This is a genomic window from Gallaecimonas pentaromativorans (assembly GCF_003751625.1).
In the GTDB taxonomy this organism is placed as follows: domain Bacteria; phylum Pseudomonadota; class Gammaproteobacteria; order Enterobacterales; family Gallaecimonadaceae; genus Gallaecimonas; species Gallaecimonas pentaromativorans.
This window is the reverse complement of sequence record NZ_RJUL01000001.1, coordinates 501,872-520,192: the sequence shown is the minus strand read 5'-3', so window position 1 is coordinate 520,192 and position 18,321 is coordinate 501,872. Positions and strand designations below refer to the sequence as shown.

The 18,321-nt window shown below is 61.0% G+C and carries 17 protein-coding genes; 16 read left to right on the top strand and 1 reads right to left on the bottom strand.

Annotation, left to right across the window (positions count from 1 at the left end):
• Positions 1–86: 86 nt before the first annotated feature.
• The 16 genes from mraZ (at position 87) to lpxC (ending at position 17,526) form a co-directional block, all read left to right on the top strand.
• Positions 87–542 (top strand): division/cell wall cluster transcriptional repressor MraZ, encoded by a 456-nt coding sequence (gene mraZ, locus EDC28_RS02360; protein ID WP_050659095.1) that lies wholly within the window; start codon positions 87–89, stop codon positions 540–542.
• Entirely contained in the window at positions 539–1,477 is a 939-nt protein-coding gene (gene rsmH, locus EDC28_RS02355; RefSeq protein WP_123420529.1) for a 16S rRNA (cytosine(1402)-N(4))-methyltransferase RsmH, read from the top strand. Before mraZ ends, rsmH begins: the two co-directional genes overlap by 4 nt.
• Complete coding sequence (gene ftsL, locus EDC28_RS02350; protein ID WP_050659097.1) at positions 1,470–1,784, top strand: cell division protein FtsL; 315 nt, start codon at positions 1,470–1,472, stop codon at positions 1,782–1,784. Before rsmH ends, ftsL begins: the two co-directional genes overlap by 8 nt.
• Complete coding sequence (locus EDC28_RS02345) at positions 1,781–3,526, top strand: penicillin-binding transpeptidase domain-containing protein (protein ID WP_050659098.1); 1,746 nt, start codon at positions 1,781–1,783, stop codon at positions 3,524–3,526. Before ftsL ends, EDC28_RS02345 begins: the two co-directional genes overlap by 4 nt.
• Entirely contained in the window at positions 3,519–5,000 is a 1,482-nt protein-coding gene (murE, locus tag EDC28_RS02340) for a UDP-N-acetylmuramoyl-L-alanyl-D-glutamate--2,6-diaminopimelate ligase (protein WP_123420528.1), read from the top strand. Before EDC28_RS02345 ends, murE begins: the two co-directional genes overlap by 8 nt.
• Positions 4,994–6,373: a UDP-N-acetylmuramoyl-tripeptide--D-alanyl-D-alanine ligase gene (locus tag EDC28_RS02335; RefSeq protein ID WP_123420527.1), complete on the top strand. Its 1,380-nt coding sequence runs from the start codon at positions 4,994–4,996 to the stop codon at positions 6,371–6,373. Before murE ends, EDC28_RS02335 begins: the two co-directional genes overlap by 7 nt.
• Positions 6,367–7,446, top strand: a complete 1,080-nt coding sequence (gene mraY / locus EDC28_RS02330) for a phospho-N-acetylmuramoyl-pentapeptide-transferase (protein ID WP_123420526.1) — start codon at positions 6,367–6,369, stop codon at positions 7,444–7,446. Before EDC28_RS02335 ends, mraY begins: the two co-directional genes overlap by 7 nt.
• Entirely contained in the window at positions 7,446–8,693 is a 1,248-nt protein-coding gene (gene murD, locus EDC28_RS02325; RefSeq protein ID WP_050659101.1) for a UDP-N-acetylmuramoyl-L-alanine--D-glutamate ligase, read from the top strand. The genes mraY and murD overlap by 1 nt, the downstream gene beginning before the upstream one ends.
• Positions 8,690–9,862, top strand: coding sequence for a cell division protein FtsW (gene ftsW, locus EDC28_RS02320; RefSeq protein ID WP_123420525.1), 1,173 nt, complete (start codon positions 8,690–8,692; stop codon positions 9,860–9,862). The genes murD and ftsW overlap by 4 nt, the downstream gene beginning before the upstream one ends.
• Positions 9,859–10,923 (top strand): undecaprenyldiphospho-muramoylpentapeptide beta-N-acetylglucosaminyltransferase, encoded by a 1,065-nt coding sequence (gene murG, locus EDC28_RS02315; protein ID WP_050659103.1) that lies wholly within the window; start codon positions 9,859–9,861, stop codon positions 10,921–10,923. Before ftsW ends, murG begins: the two co-directional genes overlap by 4 nt.
• The gene (gene murC / locus EDC28_RS02310; RefSeq protein ID WP_170164001.1) at positions 10,920–12,335 is read left to right on the top strand and encodes a UDP-N-acetylmuramate--L-alanine ligase; all 1,416 of its coding nucleotides are present in this window, start codon (positions 10,920–10,922) and stop codon (positions 12,333–12,335) included. Before murG ends, murC begins: the two co-directional genes overlap by 4 nt.
• Complete coding sequence (locus EDC28_RS02305; RefSeq protein WP_123420523.1) at positions 12,332–13,231, top strand: D-alanine--D-alanine ligase; 900 nt, start codon at positions 12,332–12,334, stop codon at positions 13,229–13,231. The genes murC and EDC28_RS02305 overlap by 4 nt, the downstream gene beginning before the upstream one ends.
• 9 nt (positions 13,232–13,240) lie before the next feature.
• On the top strand, positions 13,241–13,966 hold the full coding sequence (locus EDC28_RS02300; RefSeq protein WP_123420522.1) for a cell division protein FtsQ/DivIB: 726 nt from the start codon (positions 13,241–13,243) through the stop codon (positions 13,964–13,966).
• A complete protein-coding gene (gene ftsA / locus EDC28_RS02295) occupies positions 13,963–15,201 on the top strand; it encodes a cell division protein FtsA (protein WP_050659107.1) in 1,239 nt (412 codons plus the stop codon). Before EDC28_RS02300 ends, ftsA begins: the two co-directional genes overlap by 4 nt.
• Positions 15,202–15,233: 32 nt before the next feature.
• Complete coding sequence (ftsZ, locus tag EDC28_RS02290) at positions 15,234–16,430, top strand: cell division protein FtsZ (protein WP_050659108.1); 1,197 nt, start codon at positions 15,234–15,236, stop codon at positions 16,428–16,430.
• A gap of 175 nt (positions 16,431–16,605) precedes the next feature.
• Positions 16,606–17,526 carry a UDP-3-O-acyl-N-acetylglucosamine deacetylase gene (gene lpxC / locus EDC28_RS02285; RefSeq protein ID WP_123420521.1) on the top strand — a complete coding sequence of 307 codons (921 nt, stop codon included), beginning with the start codon at positions 16,606–16,608 and terminating at the stop codon, positions 17,524–17,526.
• 12 nt (positions 17,527–17,538) lie between these two features.
• Here the strand turns inward: lpxC and EDC28_RS02280 are convergent, their stop codons facing one another.
• Positions 17,539–18,144, bottom strand: coding sequence for a DUF721 domain-containing protein (locus EDC28_RS02280; RefSeq protein WP_170164000.1), 606 nt, complete (start codon positions 18,142–18,144; stop codon positions 17,539–17,541).
• Between the last annotated feature and the right edge of the window lie 177 nt (positions 18,145–18,321).

Genomic DNA, 18,321 nt, shown 5'->3' with positions numbered 1-18,321 from the left:
AAGGTTGAACGGGACCCCCTAGACTTGGCATCGTGGGGATTTGTGGGAATTTGTGGTTAATTTGCTAACCCAAGGGAATAAGAACGATGTTTCGTGGCGCAAGCGAAGTCAGCCTAGACAGCAAGGGGCGGCTCGCGATACCCAAGCGGTATCGCGATCAGCTTATTGCTGACTGTGATGGCCAGCTGGTTTGCACCATCGATATCCACCAACCCTGCCTCTTGCTCTATCCCCTGGCCGAATGGGAAGTGATTGAGCGCAAACTCAGCCGCCTTTCTTCCATGAAGCCTGCCGAGCGTCGTATCCAGCGGATGTTGCTGGGCCACGCTACCGAATTGGAACTGGATAACCAGGGCCGGGTGTTGCTCACCGGGCCATTGCGCAACCATGCCGGCCTTGAAGGCAAAATCATGCTGGTTGGGCAGTTCAATAAATTTGAAATCTGGTCGGATATCGCCTGGCAAACCCAAATCGCCGTCGACATGGAGACGGTAAGCCAGGAGTTGGAACTGACTGACGCCTTGAAGGATTTTTCTCTGTGACCGAACACGTCAGCGTACTGCTAAACGAAAGTATCGAGGCTCTGGCCATCAAGCCGGACGGCCTGTACGTGGACGGTACCTTTGGCCGTGGCGGCCACTCGCGCGCTATTTTGGCAAAACTGGGGGCCAATGGTCGCCTGGTGTCTATCGATCGCGACCCTGCCGCCATCGCCGAGGCTAAAACCATTACTGACCCGCGCTTTGCCATAGTGCAGGGGCCCTTCTCCGGGCTGGCCTCTTACCTGGACGAGTTGGGCCTGAGCGGCAAGGTCGATGGTCTTTTGCTGGATTTAGGGGTGTCGTCACCACAGCTGGACGATGCCGAGCGCGGTTTCAGCTTTATGCGTGACGGCCCGCTGGACATGCGCATGGACCCCAGCTCCGGTGAAAGCGCTGCCGATTGGCTTAACCGCGCTGGCGCCGACGACATTGCCTTTGTGCTCAAAACCTTCGGTGAGGAGCGCTTTGCCAAGCGCATCGCCCGCGCCATCGTCGAGCGCCGTGCTGTGGCGCCCCTTAGCCGCACCAGCGAGCTGGCCGACCTTATCGCCAAGGCCGCCCCGGTCAAGGAAAAGCACAAGCACCCGGCCACTCGCTCTTTCCAGGCCATTCGCATTTACATCAACAGCGAGCTGGATGAGGTCAAACAAGCCCTGGACGGCGCCATCAAGGTGCTGGCGCCTAAAGGCCGGCTGGCGGTGATCAGCTTTCACAGCCTCGAAGACCGGTTGGTCAAACAGTTTATCCGCGCCCAGGAGAAAGGCCCGGAGCTGCCCCCCGGCCTGCCGGTTACCCAGGATCAGCTCAAGCACCATATGAAGCTCAAGGCCCTTGGCAAGCCGGTCTTCCCAAGCGAGGCCGAGACCGAGCATAACCCCAGGGCACGCAGCTCGGTGCTGCGCATAGCCGAGCGTACCGAGGCCAGTTATGGCTGAGCGGCAGCCCCGGCTGGCTGGGATCATCGGCGCTGAACTATGGCAGTCCAAGTGGCTGCTTTTGCTCTTTTTGTTGGTCATAGGTTCGGCTTTTGCCGTGGTTTATCTGGCCCAGAGCAACCGCCTGCTGACGGCCAATAAGGAAAAGCTGATGGTGGAACGCGAGAACCTCGACGTGGAGTGGCGCCACCTCAACCTGGAAGAAGGCACCCTCGGCGAAGACAGCCGTATTGACCGCATTGCCCGAAAAGACCTGAACATGAAGCGGGTTTCCCGCGAAGACGAGAAGGTGATTGAACTCAAATGAGCAGACACGCTCGCAACCGCATCAAGCCTGGCGTCATTAACTGGCGCCACTTGTTTGCCATCGGCCTGATGGGCGCCGTTTTTGCGGCGTTGGTGGTGCGTGCTGCCTATATCCAGGTGATCTCCCCGGACCGCCTGCGCCAGCAGGGTGACATGCGCTCCCTGCGGGTGACCTCCACCCAGGTGCCTCGTGGCCTTATCACCGACCGTAACGGCGAAGAGCTGGCGGTGTCGGTGCCGGTGGACGCCATCTACGCCGACCCCAAGGTAGTGCTGGAAAAGGGCGGCCTGCAGGACAAACGCCGCTGGCAGGCCCTGGCCGAAGTGCTGGGCAGCAACGCCACCGAGCTGATGGATAAGATAAGCTCCGACCCCCAACGCCGCTTTGTCTACCTGCAGCGCCAGGTAACCCCGGCCATGGCCCATTACGTTAAAGAGCTGAAGATCCCCGGCATCGGCCTTAAGCGCGAGTCCAAGCGTTACTACCCCACCGGGGAAGTGGACGCTCACATCATCGGCTTTACCAATATCGACGACCACGGCCTCGAGGGTATCGAGCGCACCTATGACGATCTGCTGACCGGCCAGCCCGGCAAGCGCAAGGTGCGTAAAGACGGCCTGGGCCGGGTGGTGGAATCCCTCGGCACCTTGCAGGTGGCGGAGAAGCCCCAGAATATTCAGCTGACCATAGACCAGCGTATTCAGTCGCTGGCTTATCGTGAGCTGAAAAAGGCGGTTAACTATTTCGACGCCACCAGCGGCTCGGTGGTGGTGGTTGACGTGGCCACCGGCGAGGTGCTGGCCATGGCTAACGCGCCGTCCTACAACCCTAACAACCGCAGCAACGTCAAACCCTACCAGCTGCGTAACAGGTCCATCACCGATGTCTTTGAGCCGGGCTCTACCGCCAAACCCATAGCGATGATGGCGGCGCTGGAAGCCGGTATCGTCAAACCCAACGACAAGGTAGACACCAACCCCGGCTGGATGCGCCTGGGGGGCCGGCGAGTGCAGGACCACAGCAACCTCGGGGTAATAAGCCTCGACACCATCTTGCAAAAATCCTCAAACATGGGCATCGCCAAGCTGGCGCTGTCTATTTCCAAAGAGCAGTTGCTGGGTACCTACACCAAATTTGGCTTCGGCTCGCAAACCGGTATCGATTTGGTGGGCGAGTCCAGCGGTCTCTTCCAGTACGACCGGCCCCGTTGGTCCGAGTTTGAGCTGGCGACCCTCGCCTTTGGTTACTCCATCAGTGTTACCCCGGCCCAGTTGGCCCGGGCTTACGCCACCTTGGGCAATTACGGCCTGCGTAACCCGCTGACCATCATCAAGGGCCTGCCGCACCTGCCGCCCGAGCAAATAGTGAAACCCCAGAATGCCCGCGCCGTGCTGCACATGCTCGAGTCGGTGGTGGAGCCCGGCGGCACCGCTACCAAAGCGCAAGTGCCCGGTTACAAGGTGGCCGGTAAAACCGGTACCGCCCGTAAGGCGGTGGCTGGTGGTTACGGCAACGAGTATGTGGCCAGTTTTGCCGGCGTTGCCCCGGCCAGCCACCCGCGCCTGGCGGTGGTGGTGATGATCAACGAGCCCCAGGGCGACCAGTATTACGGCGGCGACGTGGCCGCGCCGGTGTTTTCGGCGGTGATGGGCGGTGCCCTGTCGCTGCTCAATGTCATGCCCGACGCCATCACTCCCGATATGCGCGTGGCAGCCGTAGACAAGGAGGTGCCTCGTGGTTAACTGGCAGCTAAAAGCCCTGTTGGCGCCCTGGTTCGATACCCCTGTTGACGCCGCCGTCGACACCCTGTGCTTAGATTCACGCGCGGTGCGCGCCGGCACCCTGTTTGTGGCCATTCCCGGCCATAAGGTCGATGGCCGCCACTTTATCGACGACGCCTTAGAGCAGGGCGCCAGCGCCGTGCTGCAAGAGGCGGACGATTTTGCCGTCGAGATGCGCGGCGCCGTGCCGGTGGTGTCCTTCCCGGCCTTGAGGCGCAGCCTGTCGGCCCTGGCTTGGCGCTTTTACGGCGAGCCGCAAATCGTGCCGGTGGGCATTACCGGCACCAACGGCAAAACCACCACCTCCCAACTCTTGGCGCAGCTTTGCGACAAACTGGGCAGCAACGCCGGTATTGTTGGCACCTTGGGCGCCGGACGTTTTGGCGAGCTGGTTCCGGCCCTTAACACCACCCCCGATGCCATCGCTGTGGCCCGCACCTTGGCCGGGCTCAAAGCCAGTGGCTGCGAGCTGGCGGCCATGGAGGTGTCTAGCCACGCCTTGAGCCAGGGGCGGGTCAGTGCTGTGCCTTATAAAGTGGCCATCTTTACCAATTTGAGCCGTGACCATCTCGATTATCACGGCACGCTAGGGGCTTATGCCGCCGCCAAGGCTCAGCTGTTTGACTGGCCGACTTTAACCGCCTCGGTGATCAACGCCGACGACCCCATCGGCGAGTCTTGGCTTCGCGAGCGCAAGGGCCGCCAGCACACCATCGCTTATAGCCTTGAGCCCATCGACCCGGCCATGGCCAGCCAGGTGCTCTTTGTCACCGACGTGCGTCCGCACCTTGGCGGCGTCAGGGCCAAGGTCAAAGGCAGCTTTGGTGAAGCGGAGCTGGCCTCGCCGCTGCTGGGGATCTTCAACCTCTCCAATTTGCTGGCCGCCATTGCCGGCGGCCTGGCCCTGGGCTTTGACCTAAAAGCCCTGTGCGCAGCCGCCACCAGTGTTCAACCGGTGCTGGGCAGGATGCAGGCCTTCGAGCGGGCTGGCCGGCCGCAGGTGGTAGTGGATTACGCCCACACCCCCGATGCATTGGAAGCGGCGCTTACCGCCCTTCGCCCCCACACCAAGGGCAAGCTCTGGTGCGTCTTTGGTTGCGGCGGCGACCGCGACCCCGGCAAACGCCCCTTGATGACCCAAGCGGTAGAAAAATGCGCCGATATTGGCGTTATCACCGCGGATAACCCCCGCAGTGAAAAGGTAATGGACATTATTCAGCAGATGTTGGCAGGCAACTCTTATGGTGACGCCATGCAGGTGGTGGCTGACCGTCGGGAAGCCATTCGCCATGCCATCTTTCAGGCCTCGCCCCTGGATGTGGTGCTCATCGCCGGCAAAGGCCATGAGGATTACCAGGAGATCAACGGCGAGCGCCTGCACTTTAGCGACATTGAAGAGGTCCAGCGGGCGCTGGACGAGGAGCCTTCATGCTGAAAATGACGTTATCCGACATTGCCAAGGCCATTGATGCCCAATTGCTTGGCGAGGATATCAGCGTTGAGGCGGTTAGTACCGATACCCGCCAGTTGCAGGGCGGCGAGCTGTTTGTGGCCCTTATCGGCGAACGTTTTGATGCCCATGATTTTATCGCCAACGCCAGCAAGGCGGCGGCATTGCTGGTAAGCCGCCAGGTCGAGAGCGACCAGCCGCAGCTGCTGGTCAAAGACACCCGCCTGGCCCTTGGCCAACTGGGCCATTACCTCAAAGCCAGGGTGGCGCCGCTGTCGGCAGCGCTGACCGGCTCTTGCGGTAAAACCACCGTCAAGGAAATGCTGGCCGCCATCCTGGCTCATAAAGGCCGGGTGCTGGCGACCCAGGGCAATTTCAACAACGACATCGGTGTGCCCCTGACCCTGCTGCGCCTTCGCGGCGACGAAGACTATGGCGTCTTCGAGCTGGGCGCCAATCACCAGGGCGAAATTGCCTACACCGTCTCCCTGGTGGAGCCAGACGTAGCCCTGATCAACAACGTGGCGCCGACCCACCTGGCCGGTTTTGGCACCCTCGAAGGCATTGCCCGGGCCAAGGGCGAGATTTACGGCGGCATCAAGGCTGGCGGCACGGCGGTGGTGAACCTCGACGATGATTTTGCCCCCCAATGGCTGGCTCAGCTCAAAGACCAAAAAGTGCTGACCTTCGGTTATGCCGAGGGCGCCGACATTACCGCCACCGACATTCAAGACCAGCTTGAGGCCGGCAGCCGCTTCACCCTTGGTGTGGGGCCAAAGCGCCTGAGCGTTACCATGCCGCTGCCTGGCCGCCACAACGTGGCCAATGCCATGGCCGCCGCCGCCTGTGCTTTGGCGCTGGGAGTGGAGCTTGAGGTGATTGCTGATGGTCTGGCTCAGGTCCAGCCGGTACCGGGTCGCCTTATCTTCAAGTCCCTCGGCCAGCGTGGCCGGTTGATTGACGACACCTACAACGCCTCGGTGGGCGCCGTCAAAGCAGCCATCAACACCCTGGTGGGCTTTGACGGCCGCCGGGTGCTGGTGCTGGGGGATCTGGGCGAACTGGGGGAAAAGGCCGGTTACTACCACGCCGAGCTTGGCCGTTATGCCAAGGCCGCCGGGGTGGACAATCTCTTTACCCTGGGTGTGCTCAGCCAGGCCGCCACCGACGCCTTCGGTCTCGGTGCCCGGCATTTTGATAACAAAGAAGGGCTGGTAAACAGCCTCGTTCTGGCATTGGCCGACGAATCGGCCGAGGTCAGCATTCTGGTGAAGGGAGCGCGTAGCTCGCGTATGGAATTGGTAGTGCAATTGATTGCGGCAAGCCCACTGGCTGCCCCACAGGGGGCCGCATGCTAGTCTGGCTGGCCGAGTACCTGACCCAGTACATCAACGGGTTCAACGTTTTCTCTTACCTGACCTTCAGGGCCATTTTAAGCGCCCTGACGGCACTTATTCTGTCGGTCTACATAGGCCCCCGGATGATCAAAGCGCTGGTGCGGCTGCAAGTGGGCCAAACCGTGCGTGACGACGGCCCGCAAAGCCACCTGTCCAAATCCGGTACCCCCACCATGGGCGGCCTGATGATTTTGCTGTCGGTGTCGGTATCCGGGCTGCTGTGGGCAAACCTCGCCAACCCCTACGTGTGGGTGGTGCTGTTTGTGCTGCTGTCCTACGGCGCCATCGGCTTTGTGGACGATTACCGCAAGGTGGTGCGCAAGGACCCTAAAGGCCTTATCGCCCGCTGGAAGTACTTCTGGCAATCGGTGGTGGCCATCGGTGTGGCAGTGTTCCTGTACTGGCAGGCCAAACCCGAAGAAACCCAACTGGTGCTGCCCTTCCTTAAGGATGTGATGCCGCAGCTGGGGCTCTTTTACATCATCCTGACCTACTTCGTGATGGTAGGCACCTCCAACGCGGTCAACCTTACCGACGGCCTCGATGGCCTGGCTATCATGCCTACCGTGATGGTGGCGGCGGCCTTTGCGCTCATTGCCTACCTCACCGGCAACGTGAAATTCGCCGAGTACCTGCACATTCCCTATGTGCGCCACGCCTCGGAGCTGGTGATCCTCTGCACCGCCCTGGTGGGCGCGGGCCTTGGCTTTTTGTGGTTCAACACCTACCCGGCCCAGGTGTTCATGGGCGATGTGGGCTCTTTGGCGCTGGGCGGCACCCTTGGCATCATCGCGGTGCTGGTGCGCCAGGAAATTTTGCTGGTGATCATGGGCGGCGTGTTCGTGATGGAGACGTTGTCGGTGATTTTGCAGGTGGGCTCTTACAAGCTGCGGGGCCGGCGGATCTTTCGCATGGCGCCCATCCACCACCACTACGAACTCAAAGGCTGGCCTGAGCCGAGAGTGATTGTCCGCTTCTGGATAATCTCCCTCATTCTGGTCCTCATCGGCCTTGCAACCTTGAAGGTGCGGTAATGATTGGCGTCGTCGGTCTTGGCATCAGCGGTCTGGCTACCATCAACTGGTTGATGGAGCGCGGCGTTGCCGTGCGCGCCTTTGACACCCGCCCGGCGCCGCCAATTTTGGCCGAGCTGCCCGACGAAGTGGAAGTGCACCTGGGGCCGCTGGACCCGCTGGAGCTGGCTCAGTGCCTGTATCTGGTGGTAAGCCCCGGTATTGCCAAAGACCACCCGGCGCTGGTGAAAAGCGGCCTTGAGATCATCGGCGATGTAGAGCTTTTTGCCCGCAACTGTAAAGCGCCGGTGGTGGCCATTACCGGCTCCAACGGCAAGAGCACCGTCACCAGCCTGGTCGGCGACATGGCCAGCAAGGCCGGTATGCGGGTGGCGGTGGGCGGCAACATCGGCGTGCCGGTGCTGGCGCTGCCGGTGGACGCCAGGCTTTATGTGCTGGAGCTCTCGAGCTTCCAGCTGGAAACCACCACCAGCCTCAAGCCGGTGGCCGCTACCATTCTTAACCTCAGCCCAGACCACCTCGACCGCTACCGCACCATGGCCGAGTATGGCGCCGCCAAGCAGCGCATCTACCAGGGCGCCAGCCACTGCATTTACAACAGCGACGATGCCGCCACCACACCGCCCCAGGGCGGGGTGAGCTTTGGCAGCCAGGGGCTTTATCACCTGGCCGGTGGCATGCTGATGCGCGGCGAAGAGCCGCTGATGGCCACCGCCGAGGTGCGCATCATCGGCCGCCACAACCATATGAACGCCCTGGCGGCCCTGGCTCTTGGCGAAGCGGCCGGCATTCCCCTTGGCGCCATGATCAAAAGCCTGAAGAGTTTTCGGGGCCTGCCCCATCGCTGCGAAGTGGTGGCCGAGAAGGACGGGGTGCTGTTCGTCAACGACTCCAAAGCCACCAACCTTGGCTCCCTCGAAGCGGCCCTGGACGGCTTTGCCGATATCGACGGCAACATCATCCTGCTGGCCGGTGGCGACGCCAAAGGCGCCGATCTCAGCCCCCTCGCGGCGAGGATGGGCAAGGTGAGCGCCCTTATCTGCTTTGGCCAAGACGGTGACAAGGTTGCCGCCCTCAAAGCCGGCGCGCACCGGGTTGAAACCCTGGATGAGGCCCTGCCGCTGGCTGCGAGCCTCGCCAAGCCCGGCGATCTGGTGTTGTTGTCGCCGGCCTGCGCCAGCCTCGACCAATTTACCAACTTCGAAGCGCGGGGCGCGCGCTTTCGCGAACTGGTGGAGGCCTTATGATCGCCCTTGCCAGCCTGCGTGAGCGTTTCTTCACCAAAGAGGCCGATACTGCCCTCTACGATCGTCCCCTGATCGCGGTGATCCTCGGCTTGCTGGCCTTCGGTTGGGTGATGATTGCCTCGGCGTCCATGCCCGAAGCTAACCGCCTCACCGGCGACCCGTTCTACATCATCTACAAGGAAAGCACCTTCGTGGTGGGGGCGGTTGTGCTTGCCATCATTACCTTGCAGACCCCGATTGCGGTGTGGGCCCGTTTTAACGGCTACCTGCTGCTGGCGGCCTTGTTCCTGCTGCTGGCGGTGCTGGTGGTGGGCCACAACGTCAACGGCGCCACCCGCTGGTTCCGCCTTGGCCCCATCAACGTGCAGGCGGCAGAGCCAGCCAAGCTGTTCCTCTTTGCCTACCTCTCCGGCTATCTGGTACGCCGCCACCAGGAAGTGCGGGAGAACTTTGTCGGTTTTGTTAAACCGCTGGGCGTGTTCTTCCTGATGGCGCTGATGCTGCTGGCCCAGCCCGACCTTGGCACCGTGGTGGTGATGTTGGTCACCACCTTGGGCCTGTTGTTTTTGGCCGGCGCCCGGGTCTGGCAGTTTATCGCCATGATCGTCATGGGGGTGGCGGCGCTGGTGCTGCTGGTTATTACCGAGCCCTACCGGATGAAGCGGGTCACCGGCTTCCTCGACCCCTGGGCCGACCCCTTCGGCACCGGTTACCAATTGACCCAGTCGCTGATGGCCTTTGGCCGCGGCGGCCTCACCGGCCAGGGCCTGGGCAATTCCATCCTCAAGATGGAATACCTGCCCGAAGCCCATACCGACTTCATCATGGCCATCGTCGCCGAGGAGCTGGGCTTTGTGGCGGTGCTGGCGGTGATGGCGGTGATTTTCTGGATAGTGCTGCGGGCCCTTAAGATTGGCCGCCACGCCATGGCCAACGAGCGCTTCTTCGAGGGCTTTTTCGCGTATTCGATTGCCATCTGGGTGGCCTTTCAAACCGCCGTTAACCTCGGGGTGGCGGCTGGCGCCTTCCCCACCAAGGGACTGACCATGCCGCTTATTTCCTATGGCGGCTCCAGCCTTTGGATCATGACCATCGCGCTGATGGTGCTGGTGCGTATCGACCACGAAAGCCGGCTGGCCCAAACCCACGCCAGGGGAGGCCGCTCATGAAACGTTTGATGGTGATGGCCGGCGGTACCGGCGGCCATATCTTCCCGGCCCTGGCGGTTGCCCAGCACCTGCAAAAGGAAGGCTGGTTGATTGACTGGCTGGGCACCCCCACCCGGATGGAAGCGGATATCGTGCCCAAGTACGACATTCCGCTGCATTTCGTGAATATCCAAGGGGTGCGGGGCAACGGCCTGAAGCGGCTGTTGGTCACCCCCTTCAAGCTGGTCAAGGCGGTGTTTGACGCCTGGCGGCTGTTCGGCCGTTTACAGCCCGATGTGGTGCTGGGCATGGGCGGCTTTGCCTCCGGCCCCGGCGGCATTGCCGCCAAGCTGCGCGGCATTCCGCTGGTGCTCCATGAACAAAACGCGGTGAGCGGTGTTACCAACCGGTATCTGGCCAAGGTGGCCAGCAAAGTAATGCAGGCTTTCCCCGGCGCCTTTGCCGGAGCCGAGGTGGTGGGGAACCCCATTCGCGAGCGGCTCTTTCATATCAAGCGTGAAGCCCACCAAGGGCCGATGCGGGTGTTGGTGATTGGCGGCAGCCTGGGGGCGCAGGTCTTTAACGAGGTGTTGCCCGAAGCCTTTGCCAAGGCCGGAGTGCCGTTGGATGTCTTCCACCAGACCGGCAAGGGCCGCAGCAGCGAGGTGCAGGCCCGCTATGAGCAACTGGGCTTTGAGGCCCAGGTGGCCGATTTTGTTGACGACATGGCCTCTGCCTATGGCTGGGCCGATGTGATGGTGTGCCGGGCCGGCGCGCTGACGGTCTCGGAGCTGGCCGCCGTCGGCCTGCCGTCCATTCTGGTGCCGCTGCCAAGCGCGGTGGACGACCACCAGACCCAGAACGCCCGTTTTCTGACTGAACACCATGGCGCCATCTTATTGCCACAAAGCGAGTTCAACGCCGAGCGCATTGGCTCCTTGCTCAAGGAATGGCACCACGACCCGGAACAACTGCTGGAGATGGGCACCGCTGCCCACCGCCAGGCAAAACCTGATGCAACCGAAGCTGTGGCTTCGGTGTGCCGGCAACTGGCCGGCCTTGAAAAGAGTGACAGATTATGACCAGAACTGGCCCTATGCGCCGCGTTGAGCGGATCCACTTTGTCGGCATCGGTGGTGCCGGCATGGGGGGGATCGCCGAAGTCCTGCTGGGCGAAGGGTATCAAATCACCGGCTCAGACTTGAGCCGCAACGCCGTGACCGAGCGTCTGGCGAGCTTGGGCGCCACCATCTGGACCCAGCATCAGGCCAGTAACGTGGACGGCGCCTCGGTGGTGGTGGTGTCAACCGCCATCAAGGGCGACAACCCGGAAGTGCTGGAAGCCCGAGCCCGGCGTATCCCGGTGGTGCGCCGCGCCGAAATGCTGGCCGAGCTGATGCGTTTTCGCCAGGGCATTGCCGTGGCCGGTACCCACGGCAAAACCACCACCACCAGTCTGGTGTCCAGCCTGCTGTTTGAAGGCGGCCTGGACCCGACCTTCGTGATTGGCGGCCTGCTCAACTCCCACGGCACCAATGCCAAACTGGGCACCGGCTCCTACCTGGTGGCGGAAGCGGACGAATCCGACGCCTCGTTTTTGCACCTGCAGCCTTTGATGTCTGTAGTGACCAACATCGAGCCAGACCACATGGACACCTACGGTGGCGACTTTGAAAAGCTCAAGGCCACCTTTGTCGACTTCCTGCACAACCTGCCGTTCTACGGCCTGGCGGTGCTGTGTATCGACGACCCGGTGGTGCGGGATCTGGCCGCCCCTGAGCTTGGCCGCCAATACCTCACTTACGGTTTCAGTGACGACGCCGATGTGCGTGGCCACGACTTTTCCCAAAGCGCCAACCAAAGCCGCTTTGTGGCCGAACGCAAGGGCCACGCGCCGCTGCAGGTTACCCTCAACCTGCCTGGGCGCCACAATGCCCAAAACGCCCTGGCCGCCATTGCCATCGCTACCGATCTTGGCATCAGCGACGCCGCCATCCAGGCCGCCCTCGCGAAATTCCAGGGTATCGGCCGGCGCTTCCAGCATTACGGCGAGTTTGTGACCAGCAAGGGCAAGGTGATGCTGGTGGACGATTACGGCCACCACCCTTCGGAAGTGGATGTCACCATCAAGGCCGCCCGTGCCGGTTGGCCCGACAAGCGCCTGGTGATGGTGTTCCAGCCGCACCGCTATACCCGCACCCGCGACTTGTACGAAGACTTTGCCGAAGTGCTGAGCCAAGTCGATGTGCTGGTGATGCTGGATGTCTACAGCGCCGGGGAAACCCCTATCACTGGTGCCGACAGCCGCTCCTTGTGCCGCACCATCCGCTCTCGCTCGCAGCTCGAACCGGTGTTTGTGTCCAGCCTCGACGACGTACCCAAGGCCCTGTATGAGCTGATGAACGAAGGGGATTTGGTGATAACCCAAGGCGCCGGCAACGTCGGCTCCCTGGCCCGAGGCCTGGCCCAAGCTGGCCTGGAGGTGCAGCCATGAGCAAGGTCGCCGTACTGCTGGGCGGCAACTCCGCCGAGCGCCCCATCTCGTTGTTGTCCGGCGAAGCGGTGCTGCGCGGTTTGATTGCTGGCGGCATCGACGCCCATGCTTTCGACCCGGCCGAGCGCCCGTTGGAAGATTTGCACCGCGAAGGTTTCGACAAGGTCTTTATCGCCCTGCATGGCCGTGGCGGCGAAGACGGCACAGTGCAAGGGGCCCTGGAATGGCTGGGTATCCCCTACACCGGCAGCCGGGTGCTGGGCTCGGCCCTGGCCATGGACAAGGTGCGCACCAAGCAGATCTGGCAAAGCCTGGGGCTGCCTACCGCCGACTTTTGGATCCTTGAAAAAGGCCTGTTGGATGACACCCTGGCCGCTGATATTATGACCGGCCCGGTGATGGTCAAGCCGTCTCGGGAAGGCTCCAGTCTTGGCATGAAAAAAGCCAGCACCGTAGCCGAGTTGAAGGACGCTGTCGCAGAGGCTGTTGCGCTGGACGACGTGGTATTGGTCGAGCGCTGGATCAACGGTCCCGAATTCACCGTGGGCATTCTCGATAACCAGCCGTTGCCGGTTATTCAGATGAAAACGCCCAATGGCTTTTACGACTACCAAGCCAAATACCAGTCCAACACCACCCAGTACCTCATCCCCTGTGGCCTGCCGGCCGAGCAGGAGGATGCGCTTAAGGTTTTGTCCATGAAAGCCTTCCACGCCGTGGGCGCTGAGGGCTGGGGGCGGGTGGACGCCATGCTCGACGAGCATGGCCATTTTCAATTGCTGGAAGTGAACACAGTGCCGGGCATGACCGAAAAGAGCCTGGTACCCAAGGCAGCCAAGGCCACCGGTATGGATTTTTCTACCCTGGTGTGCCGCATCCTGGCATCGGCCCGGTAACGAGGGCCGGTGGTGCGAGGTTGGGGGTTTTGGCTGGGGGTGGTGTTTTTCGCCCTGGTAATGGCGGGTTTCACCTGGGCCGGTTTTGCCCTGTGGGGAACCATGAAAGACGAGGGGCAGCTGCCGGTCGTGGAGATCGAGGTGAAAGGGGCGCACCCCCACATCCCGGCCGACGACATCAGAGCGGTGCTCAAGGCCCGGCCCCTGGGCAGCTTCTTTACCGTTGATGTCAACGATGTACAGAAGCGTCTCGAAGCCATGCCCTGGGTGTATCAGGCGGCGGTGCGCAAGGCCTGGCCTCGCAAGCTGCAGGTGTACCTGGTGGAGCAAAAGCCGGTGGCGGTGTGGAACGACAGAGGCCTGCTGAACGACCAAGGCCAGGTGTTTAACGCTGCGCCCACAGACAAAGAAAACGGCCTGCCTCGGCTGTACGGCGAGGACGGCAACAGCGTCGACGAGCTGGAAGGCTTTAAGGGCCTGGAAACCCTGCTCGGCGGCAACGGTTATCAGCTGACGGCGGCCTGGCTTTCAGACCGCAACAGCTGGGAATTACAGCTCAAGGGTGGTTTGAAGATCATCTTGGGCCGAGAAGACACCCTTCGAAGGGTGCAACGCTTTATCGATTGCTTCCCCTACTTGCAGGGAAGCGACAAGCAGCCAGCCTACCTGGACATGCGGTACGACATCGGCTTTGCCGTGGGCTGGAAGGAAGAGGAAAAGAAAGAGACGCCATGACCAAGTCACTGGACAGAAAACTCATCGTTGGGCTCGACATCGGCACCTCCAAGATAGTGGCCGTGGTTGGGGAAGTATTGCCCGACGGCGACATCAACGTGCTGGGGGTGGGCAACCACGCTTCTCGCGGCATGGACAAGGGTGGCGTCAACGATCTCGATTCCGTGGCCCAATCGGTGCAGCGCGCCGTTGACGAAGCCGAAGTCATGGCCGACTGCCAGGTCAGCGCCGTTTACCTGGCGATTTCCGGCCGCCATGTGCGTTGCCAGAACGAGTCGGGCATGGTGCCCATCAACGACGCCGAAGTATCCCAGGACGACGTGGACGCCGTTATTCACACCGCCAAGTCGGTGCAGATCCCCGAAGGGCGCCGCATTCTCCATGTGCTGCCCCAGGAATTTGGCATCGACTACCAAGAGGGCATCAAGAGCCCTATCGGCATGAGCGGTGTACGGCTGACCTCCAGCGTGCATCTGGTGACCTGCGCCAACGACATGGCCCGCAACATCATCAAGTGCGTCGAGCGCTGCGACCTGCGCGCTGACCAATTGATCTTCTCGGCGTTGGCGTCGAGCTACGCGGTGCTCACCGACGACGAAAAAGAACTGGGGGTGTGCGTAGTGGACATGGGCGCCGGCACCATGGACATGGCGGTCTACACCAACGGCGCCATTCGCCACACCGCCGTCATTCCGGCGGCCGGTAACCAGGTGACCTCGGATATCGCCAAGATTTTCCGCACCCCCCTTAGCCATGCCGAGGAGATCAAAACCCGGTATGCCTGCGCCATCAAAAACTTGGTGAGCAAAGAAGAGAATATCGAAGTGCCGTCCGTGGGTGGCCGGCCTTCACGCACCATGAGCCGCCATACCCTGGCGGAAGTGGTGGAACCCCGTTATCAGGAGCTCTTTGAGCTGGTTCAGGAAGAACTCAGAAAGAGCGGCCTGGAAGAACAAATTGCCGCCGGTATCGTGTTGACCGGTGGTACGGCCCAGATGGAAGGCGCCATTCAGTTCGCTGAAGAGATCTTCCAGATGCCGGTGCGGCTCGGTGTGCCGCTGCCGGTCAAAGGGCTAAACGACTACGTGGCCGATCCCCGTTTCGCCACCGCCATGGGCCTGTTGCACTACGGCAAGGATGACAGTGCCGGGCGCCGGGTGGAGCGGATTTCCGTCGGGGAAGGGGTCAGTAGCCTTTGGAGCAAGCTGCAAAGCTGGTTCAAGGGACATTTTTAAGGACATACAGGCAGAAGACTGGAGACTGAATCATGTTTGAATTTGTCGATGGCCATAGTGACGAGGCCGTAATTAAAGTCATAGGCGTGGGCGGTGGCGGCGGTAACGCCGTACAGCACATGGTCGAACAAACCATAGAAGGCGTCGAGTTCATCGCCGCCAACACTGACGCTCAGGCGCTGAAAAACTCCAACGCCCACGTCACCATCCAACTGGGTGCCAACGTGACCAAGGGTCTGGGTGCCGGTGCCAACCCCCAGGTTGGCCGCCAGAGCGCTGAAGAAGACCGCGAGCAGATCCGCGAAGTGCTGGAAGGGGCCGACATGGTCTTTATCGCCGCTGGCATGGGTGGCGGCACTGGTACCGGCGCTGCCCCTGTGGTGGCAGAAGTGGCCAAGGAGCTGGGTATCCTGACCGTGGCCGTGGTCACCAAGCCGTTCCCCTTCGAAGGCAAAAAGCGCATGGCTTATGCCCAAGAGGGTATTAACCAGCTTGAGCAGCACGTTGACTCGTTGATCACCATCCCCAACGAGAAGCTGCTCAAAGTGCTGGGCAAGTCCACTAGCCTGCTGGCGGCGTTTAAATCCGCCAACGACGTGCTGCTGGGCGCCGTAAAAGGCATTGCCGAACTCATTACTCACCCCGGCATGATCAACGTCGACTTCGCCGACGTGCGCACCGTAATGAGCGAAATGGGTAAAGCCATGATGGGCAGTGGCATCGCCAGCGGCGAAGACCGTGCCCAGGAAGCGGCCGAGCTGGCCATTTCCAGCCCGCTTCTGGAAGACGTCGACCTGGCCGGTGCCCGCGGCATCCTGGTTAACATCACTGCCGGCATGAACCTGACCATCGAAGAGTTCGAGACTGTCGGTAACGCCGTCCAGGGCTTTGCTTCCGAGCACGCCACTGTGGTGGTGGGTACCACCATCGACCCCGAGATGGAAAACGATATCCGGGTTACCGTGGTGGCGACCGGTATCGGTGGCAGCGAGCGCAAGCCGGAGATCACCCTGGTGCAGAAAACCCAGGTTGAGCCGCCGCGCCCGACTTACCAGCAGCCCAGTGGCGACGGTACCCATGGCCGCATGCCTGCTGCCCAGCCTGCCGTAGCGCCCCAACCGGAGCTGCGCAAGGCCGAGGAGCCGGCAGTAGCCCAGCCCAAGCGCAAGAGCCAGGCGGATCTGGATTATCTGGATATCCCGGCCTTCCTGCGTCGCCAGGCTGATTAAGACGCTGACACCAAGCGTTTGTAAAACCAGGGTAAATTCCATACTTTTTGCATGGTTTACCGGGCTTTAGGTGTTCCGTTTTTGATAACTTGGGCGTTATAGTGATATATTATTGGCCCTTTTGACCCAGGTAGGCCCTTTGGGGGACTGCCCGACTTTGCGAGGTTAGCCACAGATGATTCGGCAACGTACCTTGAAAAGCGCGATTCGCGCCATCGGTGTTGGCTTGCATAGCGGTAATAAAGTATCGCTATGCCTGCGGCCTGCGCCGGTCAATACGGGTATCGTCTTCCGTCGTGTCGACCTTGACCCGGTGGTGGAGATCCCGGCCGACGGCCGTTTGGTTCAAGACACCATGCTCTGCACCTGTTTGCACGGTGAAGAGGGCGTCAAGGTAGCGACCATCGAGCATCTGTGCGCCGCCCTGGCGGGACTGGGTATCGATAACCTCTATGTGGAAATCGATGCCCCTGAGATCCCGATCATGGACGGTAGCTCCAGTCCTTTCGTGTTCCTCCTGCAATCTGCCGGTGTGGAGGAGCAGAATGCCGCCAAGAAATTTATCCGTATCAAGGACGTGATCCGGGTAGAAATGGGCGACAAGTGGGCCGAGTTCCGTCCCTATCAGGGATTCAAGATGGATGTAGCCATCGACTTCAACCATCCGGCGATGGAAGGGCGCAACCAGCGCCTGGTGATGGATTTTTCCAGCACCTCTTTCGTCAAGGAAGTCAGCCGTGCCCGTACCTTCGGCTTTATGAAAGACATCGAGACCCTGCGTGCCAACAACCTGGCATTGGGCGGCTCCATGGAAAACGCCGTGGTACTGGACGAGTACAAAATTCTCAACTCCGAAGGCCTGCGCTACGAAGACGAATTCGTCAAGCACAAGCTGCTGGATGCGGTAGGGGATTTGTACCTGGCGGGCCATTCCATCATTGGCGAGTTCCGTTCCTATAAGTCCGGTCACGCCCTTAACAACATGATGGTGCGGGAGATCCTGGCCCATCAACAGGCATGGGACATGGTGACCTTCGAAGACGAAGGTGACGCCTCTCCCATCTCCTACCTGTCGCCGGGCCTCAGCCTGGCCTGATGATTCCAGTCTTTATTTGTTGTTCTGGCGGCGCTCACTGAGCGCCGCCAGTTTTTTCAGGCTCTCACTCAATTTCCCGTCTGTGGTTTCCGCCAATGCCCGCAATTGTTCGGCGGTGCGGGAACTGATCTCCCGTTTGTTGGGTCTTTGAACCTGCGGATTTACCACAGCTTTCACCAGTCCTGGGTTGATCCGCAGATCAAGGCTGGTTAGGCTTGGGTCAATTTGCCGCATCTGGCTTAATAAGGCAGACCTTTGCATGCGCAGCTGGCTCAGCCAGGCTGCACTGGCAACTTCGATCACCAGCACACCTTGGCGCAGGTTGGCTACCCGGCTGTGATTGGCCAGGTGAGCCGGTACCTGCTGCTGATAGCTTTGCTGCAGTGCACTGAGCTTAGATGCCTTTCTCGACAGCTCGGCAAGACCAGACAGACTCTGGTTTAGCAGGTTTTCAAGAGAGCTTGGGTGGTCGGACATAACTAAGGCCTTCGCCTGGACGTTGATCTTCATTATCGGTGCCTGGGGGTGCTGACGGCAATGGCGCCGTGCCCCAGGGTTTCGCAATGCACCTTGAAAGTCCCGGTTGTTGTCACCATATGAGCAGATAAGCATGTTCATTGGGTGCGACCTTGTTATGGCTCCCCTGCGTGCCCCGGCTGGATGCGGCTTGCTCTGGGCAGCCTCAGAAAATTGAGGCACTTGCGCGTTTTTTGCCCTGCGCATTTTGTGTATCGCCCGGACGGGCTTTGAGGAATAATAGCCGGCACCCTAACCGGGCCACGTACAAGAAAAGAC